Raw genomic sequence first — 23,115 nt, 5'->3', positions numbered from 1 at the left:
TAAATACCTAGTATAACAATACCTACCACTATAAGTCCTATTATTTATTTAAAATTCTAGTAGTTACACCTTTTAGATTATAACATTCTGCATAATCACGTAAAGGACGCTTAATATGGTCTACAACAAATCTTTGACCATTGATGTTATTTTTTCTTAAATTACTATAAAGCATTTCTATCTCTCTTTTAACATCATCATTATTGAATGTATAGTGACCTGCAATATCTAATATTTCATTAGATAAAACTTCATCCTTAAAGATTTCTTCAGTAGTTAGATTTTTCTGTTCTCCTATCACCCATTTTCTCCAACGTCCACATTCAATAGCATCTACAAGAAGAACATGTCTAATATTTGAAGTCTTTTCAATTAATCCTTCTTCCTTTAGTTTTCTTTCAACTTCTGCTAGCTTTAAGTATGCTCTAGTCTCTTCAGTACCATATTGAGGAGCAACATTTGTCGCAATAATTTGAGATGGTATATGTTCTAATAAAGTCACATCATCCAAATAATCTCCATTATGTTCCTTTAACCCAACTCCATACTTTTTAGCCATTTGAGCTAAATCATAAGCATTCTTAAAGTTAAAAGTGCCTACCTGTTCTGTTTTTCTAGTTAGAGTACCTGTCTGACCAACTATAAATGTCGGCATTGGCAAATCTCTCTTTTCAAGTTCAACTTTTAATCTAGTTATAAATGTTTCATATGTCTCAGTTGAAGTTAAGCCTCCATTTGTTTCCTCTGTCCCAACTTCATATCCTATCTCTGGCAAATTAAGTCTTTTTCTTTCTTTTTCGCAATATTCAATTAATTCTACAGTTCGTTCTAACACTATATCCAATGGAATCACTTTTCCCATTTCAAATGGGTCTTTTGTAGGGTCAATCATTAATAAATCAAAACCTGCCTCAATATCAGCTAAATAAGATTTTTTTCCTAATTCCATAGCTTTGTCAACAGGTAAATGGTCATTTCTCTCTTTATCTCTTTGCCATGGTCCTCCATGGTCTCTGCATAAGTAATATAAACCATCAAATCCCACTTCATCAGCTATTTTCTTAATATCTCTTGTAAATGTTTCTTGATTCCAACCATTTACATAACCTCCTCCTAGCTCATCTGCATCTACTTGATTTCTACTTGCAATAAACATTAAAGGAAAATCATCATCCTTTGCTAATTCAAAACTCGCTTGTAACAAATTAGGTGACATAGGACCAATCCCTAAAAGTGTTGCACTTTTCCCCTCTTTTTGTAAGTCTAGTAATCGTTGTACGACAGTTTTTATTGGTAATTTTTTCATTACTATATCTCCTTTTATTCTATTTTTTAAGATGTTTTCAAAGATGCTTTTAATAAAATCTTCAATAAAAACATCTTTATGTTATATGTAAAATAAATCAAACTTTATTGAAAAGTATCTTTTATTTTCTTAATTAATGCATCAGATTTTTTAATAATATCAGACACACTCATTCTTACTACTTTCTTGCCTTTAAAACGCTCCATATTTCTAATCTCAACATCATTAGTTAATATTACACAAGTTGCTTCTTCAATTTCTTTAATTGACAACTCATTATCTATTCCAGAGCTTCCTTGAGTTTCAACCTTTATTTCTATACCAAATTTTTTTGCTGATAATTCAAGTGATTCAGCTGACATATAAGTATGGGCCACTCCACTAGGACAAGATGTTACTGCTACAATTTTCATATCTTTATCTCCTTTAAATTTATAGTTCTATATAATTTTCTTACAATTTTATATAAATTAATTTATTATTTTATATATCTATAATTCTTCAAATATTAGTTCAATAGAATCATCTATATCTTCTTCAATTTCTTCATCTTCTTTTACATCTTTCTTTACTAATTTCATCAATATTGCGACAACAACTGCTCCAGTTAGTACAGATGCTATATAACCCAACCTGTTATCAACAACTGGAAGTACTATCAATCCTCCCCAAGGAGCATGATTCAAACATCCCAGTAAAAAAGCCATAATATTTCCAATAATTGAACCAGCCATAATACAAGGAATTACTCTAACAGGGTCCGCTGTTGCAAATGGAATAGCTCCTTCCGTGATTCCAACACATCCCATTAGAAGTGATGCTTTTCCTGAATCTCTTTCTTCTTTACTAAATTTTTTTGGGAATAATAATGTTGCTAACCCTAATCCAATTGGAGGTATACAAATCGCAACTCCAACCCCTCCCATTAAGTATGGAAGTGTATCAACTTGTGTTTGAGCAAAAGTCGCAGCAACTTTATTTATAGGACCACCCATATCAGAAGCTATCATTCCTCCCAAAATACCCCCTAAAGGAATCTTTGAAACACCAGACATTCCATTTAACCAGTTCGTCATCCATGCCATAAAAGAAGCTATAGGTTCTCCAATTAAAAATACAATTATACCACCTGTAATCAATGTACCAAGCAAAGGATAAATAAATATGGAACCTAGAGTTCTCATTGTAGGAGCTAATTTTATTTTCTTCAGTTGTAATACAACAAATCCTGCTATGAACCCTGCTATAATACCACCTATAAAACCAGCATTTACTTCTTTTGCTAAGTATGCACCTATCATACCTGGTGCTAGCCCTGGCTTATCTGCCATACTAAATGCTATATATCCGCCTAATATTGGAATGAATAAAGCTAGACCTGCAGCACCAATTTGATTTAGTTTAGCTAACCATCCAGTTTCAGGAACAGCAGCTTGTCCACTTAATGTTACTGATAAAGCAAATAATATTCCCCCAGCAACTACAAATGGAATCATATATGATGTTGCTGTCATAAGATGTTTTTGTAAAAACTTTAAAATCCTCATTTTAATCTTCCTCCCCTATCTTTTCTTTTATAAGATTATAAACTGTTTGTTCATCTGCCCCTCTAATTTGATTTCTAAAACTCTCATGCATCAATAAACGTGCCAGTTTTGATAAAATCTTTAAATGAAGATTATTTTCATTATCTTTTGTTACTGATATTAAAAATATCAAGTCTACTTTTTCACCTTCTTCTGTCCATTCAATAGGAACATCAAACTTTCCAATTGTAATACAAGAATCTTTGACACCTATACTTTGACTATGAGGTAGACCTATACCATGCCCAATATATGTTGATAATGTTTCCTCTCTCTTTAAAACATCTTCTAAAAATTGATTTTTATCTCTTAAATACCCCTCTTTTGATACTACATCCACTAATGATGTAATAGCTTCTTCTTTTGAATCTGCTTTCATTTTGAATGAGCATTTTACATTGACTAATTTACTCATACAGTGACCTCCTCCTCATATTTATGAATTAAACCTTCTGCTTCTTCTTTTGTCCTTGCACTTTCTAACATACTAATAAAATTAGTCTTATAAACCATTTTAGTTAAATTAATTATTGCTGGAATTTGCTCTTTCTTATCTCTACTTGCTAAACAAAATATAACTTTAACCTTTTTATCACCAAAACTAATTAGCTCTTTACATATTAGTAAACTTATTGAACTTACTTTAACTAATGAACTGTCATTTCCATGCAATAAAGCAAACTCTTCATCTTTTACAGCATAGAAACCTACATTATTTAAAATATCTATAATATTCTCAGCATATTGTGTTGATACAAAATCACAATTAGCAAGTATATTTGAACTAATTTTAACAGCATCTTCCCACTTAACTTCTCTATCAATTATACTAATAGTATCAGCACCTATTAAATCACTTAATTTAAGCTGTCTAGATAATATTCTCTCATCACTATATCCAAGCTCCTGCCATATGATACTCAATACTCTTTTTTGAGCATCTTCTTCTAAGAAATCCAGCCTTTTTTTGATTGATATATAGTTAGTCAAGACATTCTTTCTTTTTATTCCTTTTTCTTCGAGTTTTAAATAATCGTTTTCCTGCAAAAATGGATTAATCTCAATAACTACTTTAGGCAAAGTTACAACTATCTTTGATGTTGTTATAATAAAATCTATATTTTCCCATTCCTTATAATCTTGTAATTTATATGCTGGAATACTATCCACTATATTTATTTGATAATCATTTATTAGAGTATCTTTTAACATAGCAATTACACCATATCCAAATCCACAAACTAATAATATGTTTTTATAATTATTTCTCTCATTTCTTTGTACACTTCCTAAAAAGTGTATTGCTAAAAGTATTATTTCATTTTCATTTTTTATTTGATTTAACATCCTATTTTTTTGTATAGAAACCTTAGTAGCTTCAAGTACATATTGATACTTATCTGGTATTACATGAAATAGTTCTTCATAAATCTGTATGTTTTGCTTGATTCTTTCTATTAATGGGGCAATATGATTAAGCAATCCTTTATAAAGAATCATATCTTCTTTAAAATCAACACTCAATATTTCTGACATATTGTAAATTAAATCTTGAACTATTATTTCTGTACTAATCAAATCCATATCTTCATTTAAACTTGCATATTTATTTGTAAAAAACACAAAACTTTTTAGCAATAAAATTTGTTCTTTAGTCAATTTCTTTTGAATGATTTGTTCAAATTCTTGGTCAAATTTATTTTCAAAATATGGTTCACTTAATGAGGAAGATTCCAAAGGATGTTTTTCATCTGAATGTATGTACCATGTAAAAAGAAAAATATTTGAAACATACCATGTGAAAGATTCATCATTTAAAATCCAATCCATTTTGGAAAGTAAATCTATTGACCAATTATATATATTATTCAAGGAAATCCCCTTGAATATTTGTTCAATAATTTTCACTAAGTACTGCTCAAACACACTTAAATCAGACTTTTCTTTACCAAATAGGTAAGAATATAATTTTAATATACTTAGTCTTTGTTTATATATAGTGTTTTCATCTCCACTTATTTTGAAAGTCTTATCATATGTAATAGTTATTTGGTTTCTTTCTAATTCACTTGATAGAACATTAAGGTCGTTTTTAATTGAACTTCTAGAAACCTGGAATTCTTTGCTCAACTTTTCTAAATTTAGCTTATCTATTTTAAACATTGATATAATCTTCATAATAGATACTCTCTCAGTTAAAGAAAATACATATTCATTATTATCTATATATACTACTTGGAAATTCTTAGGAATAATTAGTACACCTTTATTTATTTTTTGTATTAATGGTTTATTTAATGACTGTAAAACTATATTTAAATTATTTATGTCATATCTAACTTTTCTTTCTTCTATACTTAATTGTTGGCTAATTTCCTTATAACTTGTCTTCTCTTTTCCTTTTAGAAAATTCATAATGAGTAACATTCTTCCACTTATCATATTTTCCCTCCTTTCAAAATAATTAGAGTTATTAATACTGCAAATTTTATGTTATTCTGTATATTTAAGTTTTTTTATGTCTAAAAATAGTAACTATCTTTCTATATTCAGAATAATACAATAAAGCTTTAACTACAACTTACAATATTTGAAAATTGTTTTTACAAAATCTGTAGACATATTTTTATTAAAAAATATAATATTTATATTTAAAACTTTATATCACCTACTAATTACAATATATTTTAACATTACATAGTATTTTCAACGCTTTACTAATAACTGCTACATATCTTTAACTATATGGGTAACAACAAAATAGTTAAAAGTTTTACTTAAAAGTAAAACTATATCTGTAGATTTAAACATACAAATAAAAAAAGCAAGCTATATATTTAAATTATATAACTTGCCTAAATATTTAATTTTATAAACCTAATCATTAGGTATTGTTAAATTTTTTACTTTATCACCATTATATGCGAATTCTTCAAATTCATGTATTGATAATGGTTTAGAAAAAACATAACCTTGAATATAATCACATCCAATACTTTTTAAGAAATATACTTGTTCAACTTCTTCAATACCTTCAGCAATTACTTTCATACCAAGTCTCCTGCTAAGTTCAATAATAGATTCCACAACAACTTTACCACGTTCTATATTATTTTTACTAACAAAAAATGAACGATCTAATTTAATTATATCGACTTTAAACTCCTTTAATATCCCTAATGATGAATATCCAAATCCAAAATCATCTATAGAACATTTAAAGCCTTTACTGTGGATATCATCTATTACACAAATTGCTTCTGGATTTTCTAAAAAAATAGATTCTGTAAGTTCTAAGTCTATTAAAGATGTAGGTACATTATATTTAATACATATCATCTCATATTTTTCTAAGAATGATTTATCCTTTAAATGTTGTCTTGATACATTAACAGAAATTATTAATAACTCCTTACATTCTTTTATCCATTTAGAAATCAATTTACATGTTTCTTCAAGAACATATAGGTCTAACTCACATATAAATCCACTTTTTTCAAAAATGGGAACAAAATCACTAGGATAAATCATCCCCTTCTCTGGGCTATTCCAACGAACAAGAGATTCTGCACCACTAACCTTTCCAGTTTTTATATCAATCTTTGGTTGTAAGCATATAAAAAATTCTTTATCATCAAGAGCTTTTTCCATTAAATTTGACAATTCCTTTTCAAATATCAATCGTTTTTTTTCTATATCACTATAAAAATTAAAATCACTTTTATGTGCTTTATTAAAACTTTTTCTTGCTGTATTCACATGGTCTTGTATTGTAATTAAATCTTCGTCATGATTTTCAATTGCGTAAATACCTACTGATATTCTTAAAAAGTATGGGTTTTCTTTTCCTTTGTTAAAATAATTAATCTCATCTTCTATTTTATACAGTAATTCTAAAACTTCTAATACTGGTCTATTCTTCATAAATAGATAGAACAGGTCTGCATCATGCCGACATACAAACTCCTCATCATTAGCAATATTTTTTTCTAAAACATTATAAATATATTTAAGTGTATTATTTCCTTTTTCACTACCAAAACAGTCATTTATTAGCTTAAAATCCTTTATATTTATTGCTATCATCATATAAGTATTATCAGGAGATTTTGAAATTAAAGGTTTTATTAACATACTAAATTTTGTTGAATTAATACCATTTGTTATATTATCTAAATAAGCAATATCTTCAATTTGTTTTATGTATTTTCTTCTAATAGTATATAAAATCCATGTTATAATTCCAATAATAAAAATAATTATAAAGGTCATTATTATTGTAAAAATGTTTAATTTATTCAATTCACCTAAAACAGCTTCTTCAGGCACTATAAGAATGAAATACCAATCATTTAAATCTTTTGTTACTGGATGATACGTTAGCAGACACTTTACATTTTTTGACGAAGTTATTGTAATTTCTCCTGATTCTTCATTCTTAAAGTCATCCATTATTTTGGGAACCCAATGCTCATTTGTAGCACCTTTATATTTATGACTAAGGTCCTTTATCAACTCACTATTTTTACCTATAAAGAGAGGTTTCCCCTTAGTATTAACAATTTCAATAGTTCCTTCTCCGTTAAAACTGTCAATACCAAGAATATTATTCACACTTTCTTTTTGAGAAACACCTACTAAAATACTAGATACCTCATGTTTATAATCAAATATAGGTACACTGTAGAGTACAACATCTATTGACTCTATAAGTTCTGTGTATTCCTTTCCCTCTATCCCCTTTTTATATGAAATAGTATTCTTTAAATCCGCTTCTTTTCCACTTAAAAACTTTGTTTTACCTTTTAAATCTATTATTCCAATATCAGAATATTTATAACTAGTTTTTCTTTTTGCTAAGTAATCATATCGACTATCACCTTCATATTGTTTAATAAAATCTGCCATTAGCCTTAAATCAGATAAAATAAACTTAATTTGATTATCAACATTTGTTACAACTTGTGTAGATACATCATTTAGATAGTTTTTAGTTTGCTTATTAGATATGTTGTACAGTTTTACAGTAGTAAAAACAGTAATTACAAGAATTGAAATAATAAGTGCACATAAAACCACAGACAAAACCATATTGTTTTTTTCGTACCTTGATAATTTCATTTTTTGTCCTCCAAACTATAAGTCCATTTTTAGCATAAATACTAACTCTACAAATTTCATTACCAAAAAACTATTCACACTATATTATAATATTCTACTTATCAATATTCAACAAAACTCCTTTATATTTCAATAATAATTCATTAATAAGCATTTTATTGATTTTATTTATGTAATATTTTTCCTTAAACTGCTGTAGAATATTGTTTAAAAACAAATTCCATAATCTAAGTTTATGTTTCTATTTATTCAAGACTAACAAATTCTATATACTTATATCAAAAAAGCTATCCCATATTTTAAGATAGCTCTTTATTTTAATGAGACACTTAATATCTCTAATATCTCATAACTAAATATATTATTAAACCTTCACTTATTTTCTTTAATAACACAACAAGGATTCCCATAAGCTATAGTATTAGATGGAATTGACTTTGTTACAACACTACCTGCACCAATAGTTACATTGTCTCCTATTGTTACTCCTGGTAAAATAATACTCCCTCCACCAATCCAAACATCATTACCAATTTTCACTGGTGCAGTTATAGTTTTGCAAAAACTAAATCCATCATCAGTTCTTTCCTCAAATCTATCTTTAGCATTAGTTGGATGAAATGCTGTATATATTTGTACATTAGGGGCAATCAATGCATTGTCACCTATTATGATTTCATTATCATCTAAAAATGTACAATTCATATTTACTTCGCAATTATTACCAAAATAAATATTATTTCCATAATCAACATAAAAAGGTGCAGTAATCCATATATTTTTTCCCTTTCCACCTAAGAGTTCTGTTAAGATACGTTCCTTGTTAATACTATCATCTGATTTCAAACTATTATACTCTTTTGTTAAATCCTTGGCTTTGTGCCATTGACATAATAATTCTTTATCTCCACAGTCATACAATTCTCCTGCCAACATCTTTTCACGTTCTGTCATCCCAACCTCCTAAAATATATTAGTATATTAACTAAAAATAATATTTGTTATTAATATTGTTCCATATTTATATTGTAATATAAAAAATTAAATACTCAATGAAACTATCTTATTGAATATTTAATTTACTTACATCTTGCAAATACAAAGTTAGTATATAATTATAGGTTCTACTTAAATCAAATCTATACTATAGATATTTTCATTATTCATTGAATCAAAAATGCTAAATTTAAAATCTACTTTTTTCAATAAATTATTTGAAGCCAGATTATCTGATAAAGCACTTGCTAATACTTGTATAAACTTTTGTTCATTATTTCGGTAAGACATAAAAGAATCAATATAGCTTTCTTGAAATCTTCTGATTTTATATCTTTCAGTTGGCATATGCAGTCTCTTTTTATAATGATTTTTTTTAACAAGTGTGTAGTTACTATATCTTCAATACACCAAGCATAACACAAACCATATTTGTATGACAATTCATAATTATATTATTTATTTAGTCATTTTTAAATAATTGATATGAATTTGTATCATATGAATTTAAAAATCATTATTTGATAGAATCGCTGTAACTCTTTTTTTATTTAACTTATCAAAATAAATAGAGATTATAGCAAGTGTACTACCTAAATAATGAATGTAATACATCTGGTAACCATCCAATAATATTTGAAGCACCTGCTAATATCAAAAATACTAATTCTATCTTTCTTAAATAGAAAGAACAGTTATAGCAAAATGATATTACATAAAGCTCTAGCAGTAAAGTAAATAGGGTGAAAAATGAAATTGAAGTTAACAAAATATATACTAGTTGTAATTGATTATGTGCAACTCCAAATGAAATACTAAAAGCATAATACAAAATGATACCTAGAATTGTTAGAAAATTTGTTTTTTGTTCTACTGTATCTATATCACGAAATATGTATGAACCAATGACTGGAACGATAATTAAAAGCATTGTTAAGTCTGAACCTATCAATATAGGTGCCTTGAAATATGAGTCATATTGATAAATACCTGTACCATACATCTCAATAACCTGCCCATATAGGTTTATTGCTTCATATTTATTATCTATAGAAAATGAAAATATTCCACAAACTGTAATGATTAGCAATAATATGAATATAATGGTTGGTGAAATATTTAGCCAGGTCATTTGTTTTTTCTTTATCATTTAATTTCCTCCCTAAGGTAAAGTGTTTAAAGACTCTAAATGTTATTAGTTAGTATAACTGATAAATCTCTTGTATAAATCTATAGTAATAAGTTACCATTTACACTATAGCAACTTATTACTATAATATAAATAGTAGATTTCACATGAAAGGAGTATCTTATGCAAATTAAAAACATGATTAGAAATTTTAGTGGTGAAAGAAATAATGAAGTTCGTGGTATTTTTGCAAGCATATTTATTTTACAAAACCGATTACAAACTATTTTTGATAAAGCAGATGAACATCTTACTTTAAAACAATTTATGCTTCTTACAATGGTAAAGCATGCTGATGAAAAAACTACTTTTACTTATCTTGGGAAACTCTTAGGGTCTTCACGTCAAAATATAAAAAAACTAGCTGTTTCTCTTGAAAACAAAGGTTTTATAACTATTGAACATGAACCCAATAATAAAAGAAATACTTCTATTGTACTAACAAAAAAAGCAGATGAATATTCACAAAAAGTACAGGAACTCCATACTGAGAAATTAAACAATATATTTCAGGATTATTCAAATGAAGAAATCAGCCTGTTTTATCAAATGATTACAAAACTATATACAGGAGTTGAAAGAGAAGAAAAATACTATGAGTAAAATAATTATTTATAGCACAAAATTTAACTCAACTAATATGTATTATGACTTTGAATTTTATGCATTCCATTGAAAACATAAATATAGTCCAAAAGAATAGTTACACAGCACGATATGTATTAAAACAAGTAAAAAATAGACCGAAAAAGAGCTAGAAATACCCTATTTAAAGGCTTTCTAGCTCATTATTAATTATTCCCATTCTATTGTTCCAGGTGGTTTAGAAGTTATATCATAAACTACTCTATTTACTCCATCAACTTCATTAATTATTCTATTAGAAATTTTTTCTAACACATCATAAGGCATCTTATACCAGTCAGAAGTCATTCCATCAGAAGAAGTAACTGCTCTTAAACCAACTAAATAAGCATATGTTCTTTCATCTCCCATAACTCCAACAGTCTTAACATCTGGTAATGTTGCAAAAGCTTGCCATATTTCTCTATATAAACCAGCTTTTCTAAGCTCGTCCATATAAACAGCATCTGCTTCTCTTAATATATCACATTTTTCTTTAGTTACATCACCTATAACTCTTATTCCAAGACCTGGCCCTGGGAAAGGATGTCTAAATATTAATCCTTCTTCTATACCAAGTTCTAATCCTATTTTTCTAACTTCATCCTTAAATAGTTCTCTTAATGGCTCAACTATTTCTTGGAAATCCACATCTTCAGGAATTCCACCAACATTATGGTGAGATTTTATAGTAGCAGCACCATTTCCATGTCCACTTTCTATAACATCTGGATAAATTGTTCCTTGAACTAAGAAATCCATTTTTCCTAATTTATTTGATTCTTCTTCAAATACTCTTATAAATTCTTCACCAATTATCTTTCTCTTAGCTTCTGGCTCAGAAATTCCTTTTAGTTTAGATAAGAATCTATCTTCTGCATTAACTCTTATTAAATTTATATCGAATTTCTCTCTAAATATTCTTTCTACATCGTCACCTTCATTTTTTCTAAGTAAACCATGGTCAACAAATATACAAGTCAAGTTATCTCCAATTGCTCTATGAATAAGAACTGCAGCAACAGAAGAGTCAACACCTCCACTTAAAGCACATAAAGCTTTTTTGTCACCTATTTTTTCTTTTAATTCTTTTATTTTATCTTCTATGAATGAATCTGTAGTCCAGTCACCTTTTACTTCACATACATTGTATAAGAAATTTTTAAGTATCTTATCTCCCTCTAAACAATGTTCTACTTCTGGATGGAATTGAACTCCATATAGTTTTTGTTCTACATTTTCCATAGCCGCTACTGGACAATCTTTAGTATTTGCAACTATAGTAAATCCTTCTGGAGCCTTTTCTATTAAATCAGTATGACTCATCCAAACACTATTTGTAGTAATCCCTTCAAATAATGATGATTTTCCATAAGTTATAGATGTTTTTCCATATTCTTTTTCTTGTTTATTGCCTTTTCTTACAACTCCACCTAATACATGAGACATTATTTGAACTCCATAACATATACCAAGTATTGGTACTCCTAGTTCAAATATTTCTTTTGATATTGTTGGAGAATCTTCTAAGTATGCACTATTTGGCCCACCTGTAAATATTATCCCTTTAGGATTTTTTGCTTTTATTCTTTCTATGCTTGCAGTACATGGAAGTATTTCACAATATACGTTGTTTTCTCTAACTCTTCTAGCTATTAACTGATTATATTGACCTCCAAAATCTATTACAAGTACTAATTCATGTTTCATAAATTTCCATCTCTCCTTGTATAATATAGTTTTTATATATATTTATTTTAACACAATACAGTCTAAATTATATTAAATCTTTTTACACAAAAAACCTGTATAGTAACTTCCATAATTTCTAGCAAAAGTGAAATTACTATACAGGCTTCCAAAATGCCCCTTATCTTATAGCCAACATATAGGGAGTATAACTCAGCCTACACATTTACTTAACTAGGTCTTTTGGTATAATAATTTCACTCATAGTCAAGATATTTACGGTATCTTGGTAGAGACTCTCAGACCATATCTCTGAGCATATACGAGTGAGTTTATATTTTATATATTTTTTTCTGTTTGCTTTTATTTATTAAAGCTGAGTATTAATTTATCAAAATTTATTACTTATGTCAATAAGTTTTCACTAAATTCTTCTTTTATTCTAAAATTTATATCAGCAAACACTTTTTTTATAGGAATATCTTCATTTTTTGCTATAGTTTTGCATTCATCATATTCTGGAGTAGCTTTAACTAATTTATCTTTGTAATACCCTAGTTTTATTGTAACTAATCCATATTTTGTGTCTAATTTTACAAACTTTCTATCTAAAATTTCTCTGTTGTAAGCATTATATCGTACTCCAAAAGTGCTAGTTTCTAAAAGCAATATTTCAATAAATTTTTCTAAATCTACTTTATTACATAAAATCGATATTTTTGTTGCAGGTCTATTCTTTTTCATATAAATGCTTTCTGTATAAATATCTAACGCTTTCTCGTCTAATATTTTTTCATACAAATAAGAATATACTTCTGAAGACATATCATCGATATTTGCACTAATTTCATAAATTAATTCTTCTTTTTTTTTTCTCCTAATACTATTCTTAACATATTAGGTACTTCAAATTTCTTATGACCTATTCCATATCCAATTTTTATTGGAGAAAACTCAAAATCCTCTACAAATTCATCACACAGAACTTTTATTATTGCAGCTCCTGTTGGAGTCGTACATTCTCCTTTTACATTATTTAATTTGATTGGTACACCTTTTAATATTTCCATAGTTGCAGGTGCAGGTACAGGCATGACTCCATGGTCACATTTTACAAATCCTGAACCAACAGATACTGTACTAGAATAAATCTTATCTATACAAAGTAAATCAACTAATATAGATGCTCCTACGATATCTACAATTGAATCTATAGCTCCTACCTCATGGAAGTGTATCTTATCTATTGTAGTTCCATGAACCTTTGCTTCTGCTTCTCCAATTACCATAAATATTTTTTTAGCATTAGCTTTTACATTTTCATTTAAATCACTTTCATCTATAATTTCAAATATATCCACTAAATTCCTGTGTATATGTGTTTCTTTCGTAATTACTTTTACTGTTATACCTGATATTCCACTTTCACTTTTTGAGCTTATATTTATATTAAATTCATCGCTCATTTTTAGTTTATGAATTTCCTCCAAAAAAATTTCCTCAGGTACACCTAAATTTAATAAGCTTGCAAGGGTCATATCCCCTGATATACCACTTACTATATCAAAATAAAGTATTTTTTCACTCATATATTTCTCCTCAGTTTTAATAATGAAAAATCTAATAAACATTAGATTAACATCGTATAATTTATGTTTAATTTATATCAATATACCTATTATAATTTATTTATCATAGCTGCCAAATATCCTGCTCCAAAACCATTATCAATATTTACAACAGATATTCCAGATGCACAACTATTTAACATAGCCAATAATGCTGCTAATCCTCCAAAATTTGCTCCATATCCAACAGATGTTGGTACAGCTATTACTGGAACATCAACTAGGCCTCCAATTACACTTGCAAGTGCACCTTCCATTCCTGCAACAGCTACTACTACTCTAGCACTATCTATTTTGTGTCTCTTATTTAAAAGTCTATGTATACCAGCCACTCCAACATCATATATTCTATCAACATCATTACCTAAAAATTTAGCTGTATAATATGCTTCATCTGCTACTGGTATATCAGAAGTTCCTCCTGTTGCAATTACAATTTTGCCTTTTCCAATATTCTCTATAGCATGATTTTGAATTTTAAGAATTTTAGATAATTCTTCGTATTCAGCATGACTATAAATTTCTTTAACTTTTAAAAATGTTTCTTTTCTACATCTTGTCCCCAATATATTAGAACCTTTTTGATTCATTTTATCAATAATTCCTAAAATATGTTCATCACTTTTACCTTCACAATAAATTACTTCTGGATATCCATTTCTTAATTCTCTATGATGGTCTATATTGGCATATCCAAGGTCTTCATAGGGTAAATCTTTTAATTGTTCTAATGCAACATCTATATCAATGTTTTCATTTTTAACCTGTTCAAGCAATTTTCTTAAGTCCATATTATCGCATCCTTTTAAACTTTGATTTATTCTCTATCAACAATTATACCTTAATTAATATATATCTAACATCATAACCTAAAAAATAACAATACAACTTCAAAGATATTATTATAATCCAGATACTAATTATCCAGATATATATATTAAAATTGTAAATACACAAAAAAATTAAATATATACAAAAGAACTATTTCAACTTAGATACTAAAATCTAAGTCAAAATAGTTCTATATCTTAAAATTTATATTTTTAAATATTTTAAGATTACATCATTCCTGGCATACCGCCACCCATTCCTGGCATTCCTACATCTTCTTTTTCAGGAAGGTCAGCAACAGCAGCTTCAGTAGTTAAGAAAGTACTTGCTATTGATGCAGCATTTTGTAGAGCACTTCTACTAACTTTAGTTGGGTCAACTATACCAGCTTCTATCATATTTACATATTTTTCATTTAAAGCATCAAATCCAGTTTCTGCTTCAGCGTTAACAACATTTTGTACAATTACAGCACCTTCAAGACCAGCATTTATAGCTATTTGTCTTAATGGTTCTTCTAATGCTTTTTTAACTATTTGAGCACCTAGTTTAACTTCTCCAGTTAAACTCTCAACTAGTGTTCCTATTGCTGGTATAACACTAACAAAAGCAGTTCCTCCACCAGCTACTATTCCTTCTTCTACAGCAGCTCTAGTTGCATTAAGAGCATCTTCTATTCTTAATTTTCTTTCTTTTAACTCAACCTCTGTAGCAGCACCAACTTTTACAACAGCTACTCCACCAGCAAGTTTAGCTAATCTTTCCATTAATTTTTCTCTATCAAAATCTGAAGTAGTTTGCTCTACTTGATGTTTGATTTGATTTACTCTATCTTCTATAGCTTTTTTATCTCCAGAACCATCTACTATTGTAGTGTTTTCTTTAGTTACTTTAACAGATGAAGCTCTACCTAACATAGATAAATCAGCTTCTTTTAAATCATATCCTAATTCTTCTGATATTACTTGACCACCTGTAAGTATAGCTATATCTTGAAGCATTTCTTTTCTTCTATCTCCAAATCCTGGAGCTTTAACTGCTACTACATCAAATGTTCCTCTTAATTTATTAACAACTAATGTAGATAATGCTTCACCTTCTACATCTTCAGCAATTATTAGTAGCTTTTTACCTTGTTGAACTATTTGTTCAAGAACTGGTAATAGCTCTTGTATGTTAGATATTTTTTTATCAGTAATTAATATATATGGGTCATTTAAAACTGCTTCCATCTTGTCTACATCTGTAACCATATATGCAGAAACAAATCCTCTGTCAAATTGCATACCTTCAACAGCATCCAATTCAGTATTCATAGTTTGAGATTCTTCAACAGTTATAACTCCATCTTTACCTACTATTTCCATAGCTTCTGCTATTAATTTTCCAACTTCTTCATCACCAGCAGATATAGAAGCAACTTGAGATATAGCTTCTTGTGTTTCTACTATTCTTGATTGATTTTTTAATTCTTCTACTGCTACTGTTACTGCTTTTTGTATTCCTTTTCTTAAAAGTATTGGGTTAGCACCTGCTGTTACATTTTTTAAACCTTCTCTGATTATAGCTTGTGCTAAAACTGTAGCAGTTGTAGTACCATCTCCAGCTACATCATTAGTTTTAGTTGCTACTTCTTTAACTAACTGAGCACCCATATTTTCAAATCTATCTTCTAATTCTATTTCTTTTGCTATAGTTACACCATCATTAGTTATAAGTGGAGAACCAAATTTTTTATCTAATATAACATTTCTTCCTTTAGGTCCTAATGTTACTTTTACTGTATCTGCTAATTTATTTACACCAGCTTCTAAAGCTCTTCTTGTTTCCTCTGAAAATTTAATTTCTTTAGCCATTTTAAACCCCTCCTAATAAATTTATTCTATATTTATTCAATAACAGCTAATACATCACTTTGTCTTAGTATTGTATACTCTTGTCCTTCTATTTTAACTTCTGTTCCAGAATATTTTTGGAATATAACCTTGTCTCCAACTGCTAATTCCATTTTTACTTCTTTTCCTTCAACTATTCCACCTGGTCCAACTTCTACAACTTCAGCTATTTGAGGTTGCTCTTTAGCTGCTCCTGGTAAAACTATTCCACTTGCAGTTTTTTCTTCTGCTTCCACTTTTTTAATTACTACTCTGTCAGCTAATGGTCTTATTTTCATTATTCACGCCTCCTAAAATATTAAGTATAGACTAGTTTGCCTATGTTTTTAGTTATTTTTAAATTAATACTACTTTTATATGTAGATTTATATATATACTTTTTATTTATTATCACTCTATCTACTAGAGTGCTAACAACTATTATAATATACCAATCACACATAATTTTCAATACCTTTTTTAATAATTTTTTATAATATTGGTGAAAACAATCTGGCTACAGATTCTTTAATTTTTTGTACAATATTTCTGTTCTTGAATACCTCTAAATTAAGTTCTTCACAATGACTTAAATCTTCATAGAAATCATCTGTCATTACTTTAATAACATCTTCATCATAGATAAAAGCATTTACTTCAAAATTAAGCATGAAACTTCTTAGGTCCATATTTGCTGTACCTGCAGAAGCAATTTTATCATCTATTATTACGACTTTGGAATGTATAAATCCTTTTTTATACAAATAAACTTTACCACCTGCTCTTAATATTTCTTCAAAATATGAATAAGATGCTATATTAACTATTTTGTGGTCTGCAATTTTAGGAAATATTATTCTTACATCTACACCACTAAGCGCAGCACTTTTTATAGCTTTCAGCAGACTCTCATCTGGAATAAAATATGGAGTCTCTATATAAACACTTTGTTTAGCTTGACATATAGCAGAAAAATAAGCATAATGAATGTCTTCCCAATCACTATCTGGTCCACTAGCTACAACTTGTATCATACTCTCACCTATATTTCCGACACTTGGAAAGTAATTTTTAGTAACTAAAACCTCTTTTGTTGTATAGTACCAATCAATCAAAAATGTCATTTGAAGCATATATACAGAAATTCCTTTAATTCTAATATGAGTATCTCTCCAATACCCAAACTTCTCATTTTTTCCTAAATATTCATCTCCTATATTTATTCCACCTGTATATCCAATTATTCCATCAATAACAACAATTTTTCTATGATTCCTATAGTTTAACTTTCCTCCTATTATAGGGAATTTTGTAGGTAAAAAAGCTGCTATTTCTATACCTACTTCTCTCATTTCTCGGAAAAATTTTCTATTAAACCAAAATCTCCAACACCCTACATCATCATATAAAATTCTTATTTTAATACCTTCCTTAGCTTTTTTTATAAGCTCTTCTTTTAACACCCTACCTATTTCACTGTCTTTGATTATAAAGTACTCTAAATGAATATGGTCTTTAGCTTCTCTTATATCTTCTATAAGTCTCTTGAATTTTTCATTTCCATCTACAAAAACATCTACTTTATTGTTCTTAGTAAATGGAAACATCCCAGTCTTTAGTAGCATACTTATGACTCTTTTTCTATAGCTACCATCTTCCTCATCTCTTAAAAGCTTATTTTGCCTTATAGATTCTTTTTCTAGTTCAACAATTTCTGTTATCTTTTCTAATGTATCAAAAAGTTTCTTTTCTTTTATATTATTAGCTAGTTTTTGAGTTTTAAATAATTTTCGTTTTCTAATATTTCTACCCGAAATAGCATATATAATTAACCCTATCCCAGGAAATATGATAAACATCAATAACCAAGACATGGTTTTTGCAGGATCTCTATTTTCAAGTAATATAATTACAGAAATTATGGCTCCAGCTAGATATGATATAATTAAATAGAACAGAAATATTGTGCCTATCACTCCCATAATTCCTTCCCCCTTAAGTCTATTTTCCTATACCCAACTCTCTTGCATAGTAAAATAGATATTGTTGTGCAAACCCAGACATTTCTCCAAATTTATCAATCCCATAAGTTCTCATTTTAGGTAAACTCATATCTTCATTTATGTAGAACTCTTGCATAACTCTCTTAACCCACACATCAACTGGAAAAGAATCATATTTTTGCATACCAAATAACGCAATACAATCACATACCTTTGGACCTACTCCATTAAATTTTAAAAGCTCTTTTCTACAATCATCTGTACTTAAATTTACATATTCAGATACCTTATCATTATTTTCTATAACTGCCTGTGTAGTACTCTTTATGTACTTGTCTCTAAAACCTGTTTGACATGCTCTTATTTCCTCTTGTGAGGCTTTATTTAACTCTTCTGGTGTTGGAAATGCATAGTATTCTTTACCTTCATACTCACCTATGTATTTACCAAAACTTTTTGATAAGTTTTCTATAGCTCTTTGTATCATAGGAATTCTATTATTAGAAGAAATTATGAATGATATAAGCATTTCCCATCCATCTTGTCTCAAAATTCTTATTCCCCATCCAAATTCAGTAGCTTTATTTAAATATTCATCCATACTTTTTAGATTGTTTTTTATTTCTGTATAATCAGTCCCTAAATCAAAGTAATTATACCAAATGCTATTAAACTCCTCTAAATTTGTATTATTTAAATATACTTTATCATCTTCTTTTTTTACATTTAATATTCTACCTTTTGCAACTCCTGTGTATGAGCCATCTTCTTGTTTATGCCATCTAAAACATTGACCACACTCAAATATATGTTTTGGATCAAAATCTGTTACTCCTTCTAGTATAACTACATTATTCTTTTCATAAACATTCATATAAAAAATCTCCTTAATATTTATATTTTTATTTTATTTATCTACTTAAATACTTAACTGTGATATGTGCATTTTTCTTATTTTAACACAAAGATAAGTAATTTCAAAATTTATAATGTTATTATTATGTAAAATAATATTTTACTTTAAATTTTCACTATAAATAAAAAATGAACTCCAATAAGCTTATACCCATCTACACTTATTAGAATTCATTTTTTATTTATATTATCAGTTATTAATAACATATTATTTTGATTAAGTAAATTGATATTATAATCAATACTTCTATTCTATATAAATATTTTTATCAAAACTATCGCTGATATAACTTGTATTGTTCCTACAAATAGACCATATAAAGAAACTGCTTTACCTTGTCTTACTAAGTCTTTTACATTAACTTTTAATCCAATTGCTGCTAGTGCTATTATTTCAAATTTATTACTTATTTCTTTGCACAATACAGATACTTCTTTTGGTATAATATTAATTGAAAAAAGTGCACAAGTTATGAAAAAACCAATTACATACCATGGTATATTTATTTTTTTCTTTTTTATTTCATCTTTTTCTTCTTCAATAATTTCACTGTTAGACTTATTTTTCAAATGTCCAAATACTAAAACAACTACAACTAAGAATATTACTCTCACTATTTTGAAAATAGTTGCTAAATCCTTTACATTTTCCCCAACTATAGCTCCACTTGCCACAACTTGACCAATTGATTGTAATGTTCCACCTATCATTGCTGATGTTTTTACAAGCTCATGACTATATAAGAATTGAGATATTATTGGAAGTAAAAACATAAGAAATATACCAGTAACATTGACAATAGTTATTGCTATTCCTTTTTCTTTGTCTGTAGCATTAACTACTGGAACTGTTGCTGCTATAGCAGAAGAACCACATACTGCATTCCCACTTGCCATAAGAAATCTAAAGTTTTCACCAAAACCTAGCTTTTTACCTATATAAAGTGCTGATACTATTGTTATTGTCATTTGTAATATTATAAACAATATACCTGAAATTTTTAAATCTATTAGAGTAGATATACTAAGGGTTGCTCCTAATAATACTATTGAATATGATAGCAAATCTGTTTCTGAAAATTTATAGCCCCTTTGAAAGACTTTCTGATTTAAAAATAAATTTCCTACAAACATACCTAAAAATATAGAAATTGATGCTGCTCCTACTTTAGGTATTAATGTTGAAATAAATATACTAATATAACCTACTAATACAGATACAACCAACCCAGGTAATATTTCTTTTATATTCTTTAATGTAAAACTGCTTTTATTCTTTAACATAATATACCTACCTTCTAATTAATATAGTTTTCTTTACAATAATAGTATATAATTGTAATAACCATAAGTAAAATAAATATATAATATCGTAATGATTAATAATTTTAATGATTAACGTATATATTACAATTATCTGTAAGTAACTGATAAAAAATACAAAATTTTTATTATGCAAAGGAGATGTAAAAAATTGTTTGAAGAATTAAAAACATTTGTTGCTGTTGTTGAATATAAAAACTTCACCAAAGCTGGTGAATACCTAAATTTATCACAACCAAGTGTAAGTAAACATATTAAAAACTTAGAAAATTACTTTAAGGTTGTACTTATAAATAGATCTATTAAACAGAAAACTATTTTTATTACAGAAAGTGGACAAATATTATATAAAAGAGCCAAGGAAATACTAAATCTTTTAAGTGTTACATATCACGATGTAAATCAGGTTTCAGATGCTATAACTGGGCGTTTAAAGATTGGCGCAAGTTTAACTATTGGAGAATATATTCTTCCTAATTTTCTTGCACTATTTTCTCAAAAGTATCCTGATATAGATGTAGAAACTTTCATAGAAAATACATCCATTGTATCTTCTCATGTTAAGGATTATATTTTAGATATTGGACTTATTGAAGGGACTTGTTCTTCTCCCTCATTTATGCAAGAATATTTTTTTGAAGATAAGATGGTTTTAGCACTTCCGTATAATAGCCCTTTATTAAAAGATTTTAGTTTTGATAAGCTTCAAAATCAAAAATGGATAGTTAGAGAAGACGGTTCTGGAACTAGAGATTATTTAGATATGTTTTTAAGCATTAAGGAAATTATTCCAAAAAGTATGATGGTCTTTGGAAGTAATTATGCTGTCAAAGAATCAGTTAGAAATAATTTAGGAATTACAATAGTATCTAATCTCGTAACAAGCTTACCTGTTTTAAACAACGAACTGTCTGTCATAGAACTTGGAAGCAACTATAACAGACATTTTTCATATATCTTTCCAAAAGATATAACTTTATCAAAAGCAGCAAGTATTTTCATTGAAGAGTTAAAAGTATTTAGTAATTTAAATAGCATAAAAGATTAATATAATTTAAAGCTAACAATAAATTATAAGTTTTTTGAGAATGTTTATAGATTTGTGTAAATATATTTTTTCTTACTCAATATTACTGGAAATTTCTGATTCCAGTAATATTTTTATTCTCAAAATATTAAGTAAGTAATTATTTATAAATTTTTTGTTTCTTTCCTATTCATATTTAATTATTGTTTAAATAAACTTTTCATAAAGAACTGGATAGTATTTTCAATCATGTAACATTATTCAATAACTATATTTTTTAATGTTTCTATTATGTTTTTTTTATATAATCCACCATGACTAAAAACTATTTCCTCTATATCATAGTTACTTAATTTTTTAATAGCTTTTATCAATTCTTGCTTATCACTATGCATTACATCAACTGGTCTAAGTTTACCATCTTTTATCTCTAATAAATCTCCAGCAATAAGTACTTTAGATTTTTTTAAATAAAGACATATATGACCCCTAGTATGACCACCTGTGTGTATAACCTCTACTTCTTCACTTAAATTTAAAACTTCATGATTGTTTAAAGATACATCTACTGTAGTATATGATGACTTAAATCCAAATTTCATAGCATTTAACATATCAAGCATTTTATCATTAAGACTATCTATTTCTTGTTCTAACATGCAAAGTTTAAATGGGGTTTCTTCCCCTGTTATATAGTTGACTTCACTTTTGTATGCATATACCTTTATATCATTTTTAGATTTTTCTCTTAAATATTTTATATTTCCTATATGGTCTATATCATGGTGAGTTATTACTATATTTTTTAATTTATTAAAACTTGTATTACTATTATTAAGAGCATCAATTATTAAATCTCCTTGACCTGGAAGTCCAGTATCAACAAGAGTTACCTCATCTTCTGTATAGATTACTGGAATATATATAACTTTATCTTTGCCTAATATACTTGATGGAATTTCTAAAATATCTAATCCTTTTTTTAAATTCATAATATTTCTCC

The 23,115-nt window shown here is 27.7% G+C and carries 19 protein-coding genes, 1 pseudogene and 1 riboswitch; of the genes and pseudogenes, 2 read left to right on the top strand and 18 right to left on the bottom strand.

What is annotated here, in order from left to right:
- Positions 1–40: 40 nt before the first annotated feature.
- The 9 genes from IR151_RS11340 to IR151_RS11300 form a co-directional block, all read right to left on the bottom strand.
- Entirely contained in the window at positions 41–1,306 is a 1,266-nt protein-coding gene (locus IR151_RS11340; protein WP_227434631.1) for a class II D-tagatose-bisphosphate aldolase non-catalytic subunit, read from the bottom strand.
- A gap of 104 nt (positions 1,307–1,410) precedes the next feature.
- Complete coding sequence (locus IR151_RS11335; protein WP_227434630.1) at positions 1,411–1,719, bottom strand: PTS fructose-like transporter subunit IIB; 309 nt, start codon at positions 1,717–1,719, stop codon at positions 1,411–1,413.
- A gap of 78 nt (positions 1,720–1,797) precedes the next feature.
- A complete protein-coding gene (locus tag IR151_RS11330) occupies positions 1,798–2,853 on the bottom strand; it encodes a PTS fructose transporter subunit EIIC (protein WP_227434629.1) in 1,056 nt (351 codons plus the stop codon).
- Position 2,854: 1 nt separating this feature from the next.
- A complete protein-coding gene (locus IR151_RS11325) occupies positions 2,855–3,307 on the bottom strand; it encodes a PTS sugar transporter subunit IIA (protein ID WP_227434628.1) in 453 nt (150 codons plus the stop codon).
- A complete protein-coding gene (locus tag IR151_RS11320) occupies positions 3,304–5,334 on the bottom strand; it encodes a BglG family transcription antiterminator (protein ID WP_227434627.1) in 2,031 nt (676 codons plus the stop codon). Before IR151_RS11320 ends, IR151_RS11325 begins: the two co-directional genes overlap by 4 nt.
- Before the next feature lie 435 nt (positions 5,335–5,769).
- Positions 5,770–8,013, bottom strand: coding sequence for an EAL domain-containing protein (locus tag IR151_RS11315; RefSeq protein ID WP_227434626.1), 2,244 nt, complete (start codon positions 8,011–8,013; stop codon positions 5,770–5,772).
- Positions 8,014–8,385: 372 nt separating this feature from the next.
- A complete protein-coding gene (locus IR151_RS11310; protein ID WP_227434625.1) occupies positions 8,386–8,967 on the bottom strand; it encodes a sugar O-acetyltransferase in 582 nt (193 codons plus the stop codon).
- Between the two features lie 174 nt (positions 8,968–9,141).
- Positions 9,142–9,357 carry a hypothetical protein gene (locus IR151_RS11305; RefSeq protein ID WP_227434624.1) on the bottom strand — a complete coding sequence of 72 codons (216 nt, stop codon included), beginning with the start codon at positions 9,355–9,357 and terminating at the stop codon, positions 9,142–9,144.
- Between the two features lie 241 nt (positions 9,358–9,598).
- A complete protein-coding gene (locus IR151_RS11300) occupies positions 9,599–10,159 on the bottom strand; it encodes a hypothetical protein (RefSeq protein WP_227434623.1) in 561 nt (186 codons plus the stop codon).
- A 162-nt stretch (positions 10,160–10,321) separates the two neighbouring features.
- On the opposite strand from IR151_RS11300, the gene IR151_RS11295 reads away from it, so the two are divergent.
- On the top strand, positions 10,322–10,801 hold the full coding sequence (locus tag IR151_RS11295) for a MarR family winged helix-turn-helix transcriptional regulator (protein WP_227434622.1): 480 nt from the start codon (positions 10,322–10,324) through the stop codon (positions 10,799–10,801).
- A 192-nt stretch (positions 10,802–10,993) separates the two neighbouring features.
- Here the strand turns inward: IR151_RS11295 and guaA are convergent, their stop codons facing one another.
- The 8 genes and pseudogenes from guaA to IR151_RS11255 all read right to left on the bottom strand — a co-directional run bounded on the left by guaA (position 10,994) and on the right by IR151_RS11255 (position 21,046).
- Complete coding sequence (gene guaA / locus IR151_RS11290) at positions 10,994–12,532, bottom strand: glutamine-hydrolyzing GMP synthase (protein WP_227434621.1); 1,539 nt, start codon at positions 12,530–12,532, stop codon at positions 10,994–10,996.
- A gap of 223 nt (positions 12,533–12,755) precedes the next feature.
- Positions 12,756–12,857, bottom strand: a riboswitch (purine riboswitch).
- A 59-nt stretch (positions 12,858–12,916) separates the two neighbouring features.
- Positions 12,917–14,049: pseudogene (gene larC / locus IR151_RS11285) on the bottom strand (nickel pincer cofactor biosynthesis protein LarC).
- Between the two features lie 140 nt (positions 14,050–14,189).
- Positions 14,190–14,930: a nickel pincer cofactor biosynthesis protein LarB gene (gene larB / locus IR151_RS11280; protein ID WP_227434620.1), complete on the bottom strand. Its 741-nt coding sequence runs from the start codon at positions 14,928–14,930 to the stop codon at positions 14,190–14,192.
- Positions 14,931–15,197: 267 nt separating this feature from the next.
- The gene (gene groL / locus IR151_RS11275) at positions 15,198–16,826 is read right to left on the bottom strand and encodes a chaperonin GroEL (protein WP_227434619.1); all 1,629 of its coding nucleotides are present in this window, start codon (positions 16,824–16,826) and stop codon (positions 15,198–15,200) included.
- Positions 16,827–16,858: 32 nt separating this feature from the next.
- Complete coding sequence (gene groES, locus IR151_RS11270) at positions 16,859–17,143, bottom strand: co-chaperone GroES (RefSeq protein ID WP_227434618.1); 285 nt, start codon at positions 17,141–17,143, stop codon at positions 16,859–16,861.
- A gap of 192 nt (positions 17,144–17,335) precedes the next feature.
- Positions 17,336–18,826 (bottom strand): cardiolipin synthase, encoded by a 1,491-nt coding sequence (cls, locus tag IR151_RS11265; protein ID WP_227434617.1) that lies wholly within the window; start codon positions 18,824–18,826, stop codon positions 17,336–17,338.
- A 19-nt stretch (positions 18,827–18,845) separates the two neighbouring features.
- The gene (locus IR151_RS11260) at positions 18,846–19,721 is read right to left on the bottom strand and encodes a DNA glycosylase (RefSeq protein ID WP_227434616.1); all 876 of its coding nucleotides are present in this window, start codon (positions 19,719–19,721) and stop codon (positions 18,846–18,848) included.
- 293 nt (positions 19,722–20,014) lie between these two features.
- On the bottom strand, positions 20,015–21,046 hold the full coding sequence (locus tag IR151_RS11255) for a YeiH family protein (RefSeq protein ID WP_227434615.1): 1,032 nt from the start codon (positions 21,044–21,046) through the stop codon (positions 20,015–20,017).
- A gap of 190 nt (positions 21,047–21,236) precedes the next feature.
- Between IR151_RS11255 and IR151_RS11250 the strand changes: the two genes are divergently transcribed.
- Positions 21,237–22,133: a LysR family transcriptional regulator gene (locus IR151_RS11250; RefSeq protein ID WP_227434614.1), complete on the top strand. Its 897-nt coding sequence runs from the start codon at positions 21,237–21,239 to the stop codon at positions 22,131–22,133.
- Between the two features lie 236 nt (positions 22,134–22,369).
- Here IR151_RS11250 and IR151_RS11245 read toward each other — a convergent pair whose 3' ends face one another.
- Positions 22,370–23,104 carry an MBL fold metallo-hydrolase gene (locus tag IR151_RS11245; RefSeq protein WP_227434613.1) on the bottom strand — a complete coding sequence of 245 codons (735 nt, stop codon included), beginning with the start codon at positions 23,102–23,104 and terminating at the stop codon, positions 22,370–22,372.
- Positions 23,105–23,115 lie beyond the last annotated feature (11 nt).

Source organism: Clostridioides sp. ES-S-0006-03, assembly GCF_020662275.1.
Taxonomy (GTDB): domain Bacteria; phylum Bacillota; class Clostridia; order Peptostreptococcales; family Peptostreptococcaceae; genus Clostridioides.
Note: the sequence above shows the minus strand (reverse complement) of the source record. Positions and strands in the feature narration are given on the sequence as shown.

What these genes read in the sequence shown, in the direction of transcription:
- IR151_RS11300 (WP_227434623.1), bottom strand. Translation starts at nt 10,159, where the DNA reads ATGATAAAGAAAAAACAAATGACCTGGCTAAATATTTCACCAACCATT.
- groL (WP_227434619.1), bottom strand. Translation starts at nt 16,826, where the DNA reads ATGGCTAAAGAAATTAAATTTTCAGAGGAAACAAGAAGAGCTTTAGAA.
- IR151_RS11320 (WP_227434627.1), bottom strand. Translation starts at nt 5,334, where the DNA reads ATGATAAGTGGAAGAATGTTACTCATTATGAATTTTCTAAAAGGAAAA.
- IR151_RS11330 (WP_227434629.1), bottom strand. Translation starts at nt 2,853, where the DNA reads ATGAGGATTTTAAAGTTTTTACAAAAACATCTTATGACAGCAACATCA.
- IR151_RS11255 (WP_227434615.1), bottom strand. Translation starts at nt 21,046, where the DNA reads ATGTTAAAGAATAAAAGCAGTTTTACATTAAAGAATATAAAAGAAATA.
- cls (WP_227434617.1), bottom strand. Translation starts at nt 18,826, where the DNA reads ATGGGAGTGATAGGCACAATATTTCTGTTCTATTTAATTATATCATAT.
- IR151_RS11245 (WP_227434613.1), bottom strand. Translation starts at nt 23,104, where the DNA reads ATGAATTTAAAAAAAGGATTAGATATTTTAGAAATTCCATCAAGTATA.
- IR151_RS11340 (WP_227434631.1), bottom strand. Translation starts at nt 1,306, where the DNA reads ATGAAAAAATTACCAATAAAAACTGTCGTACAACGATTACTAGACTTA.
- IR151_RS11315 (WP_227434626.1), bottom strand. Translation starts at nt 8,013, where the DNA reads ATGAAATTATCAAGGTACGAAAAAAACAATATGGTTTTGTCTGTGGTT.
- IR151_RS11310 (WP_227434625.1), bottom strand. Translation starts at nt 8,967, where the DNA reads ATGACAGAACGTGAAAAGATGTTGGCAGGAGAATTGTATGACTGTGGA.
- larB (WP_227434620.1), bottom strand. Translation starts at nt 14,930, where the DNA reads ATGGACTTAAGAAAATTGCTTGAACAGGTTAAAAATGAAAACATTGAT.
- groES (WP_227434618.1), bottom strand. Translation starts at nt 17,143, where the DNA reads ATGAAAATAAGACCATTAGCTGACAGAGTAGTAATTAAAAAAGTGGAA.
- IR151_RS11295 (WP_227434622.1), top strand. Translation starts at nt 10,322, where the DNA reads ATGCAAATTAAAAACATGATTAGAAATTTTAGTGGTGAAAGAAATAAT.
- IR151_RS11335 (WP_227434630.1), bottom strand. Translation starts at nt 1,719, where the DNA reads ATGAAAATTGTAGCAGTAACATCTTGTCCTAGTGGAGTGGCCCATACT.
- IR151_RS11260 (WP_227434616.1), bottom strand. Translation starts at nt 19,721, where the DNA reads ATGAATGTTTATGAAAAGAATAATGTAGTTATACTAGAAGGAGTAACA.
- IR151_RS11305 (WP_227434624.1), bottom strand. Translation starts at nt 9,357, where the DNA reads ATGCCAACTGAAAGATATAAAATCAGAAGATTTCAAGAAAGCTATATT.
- guaA (WP_227434621.1), bottom strand. Translation starts at nt 12,532, where the DNA reads ATGAAACATGAATTAGTACTTGTAATAGATTTTGGAGGTCAATATAAT.
- IR151_RS11325 (WP_227434628.1), bottom strand. Translation starts at nt 3,307, where the DNA reads ATGAGTAAATTAGTCAATGTAAAATGCTCATTCAAAATGAAAGCAGAT.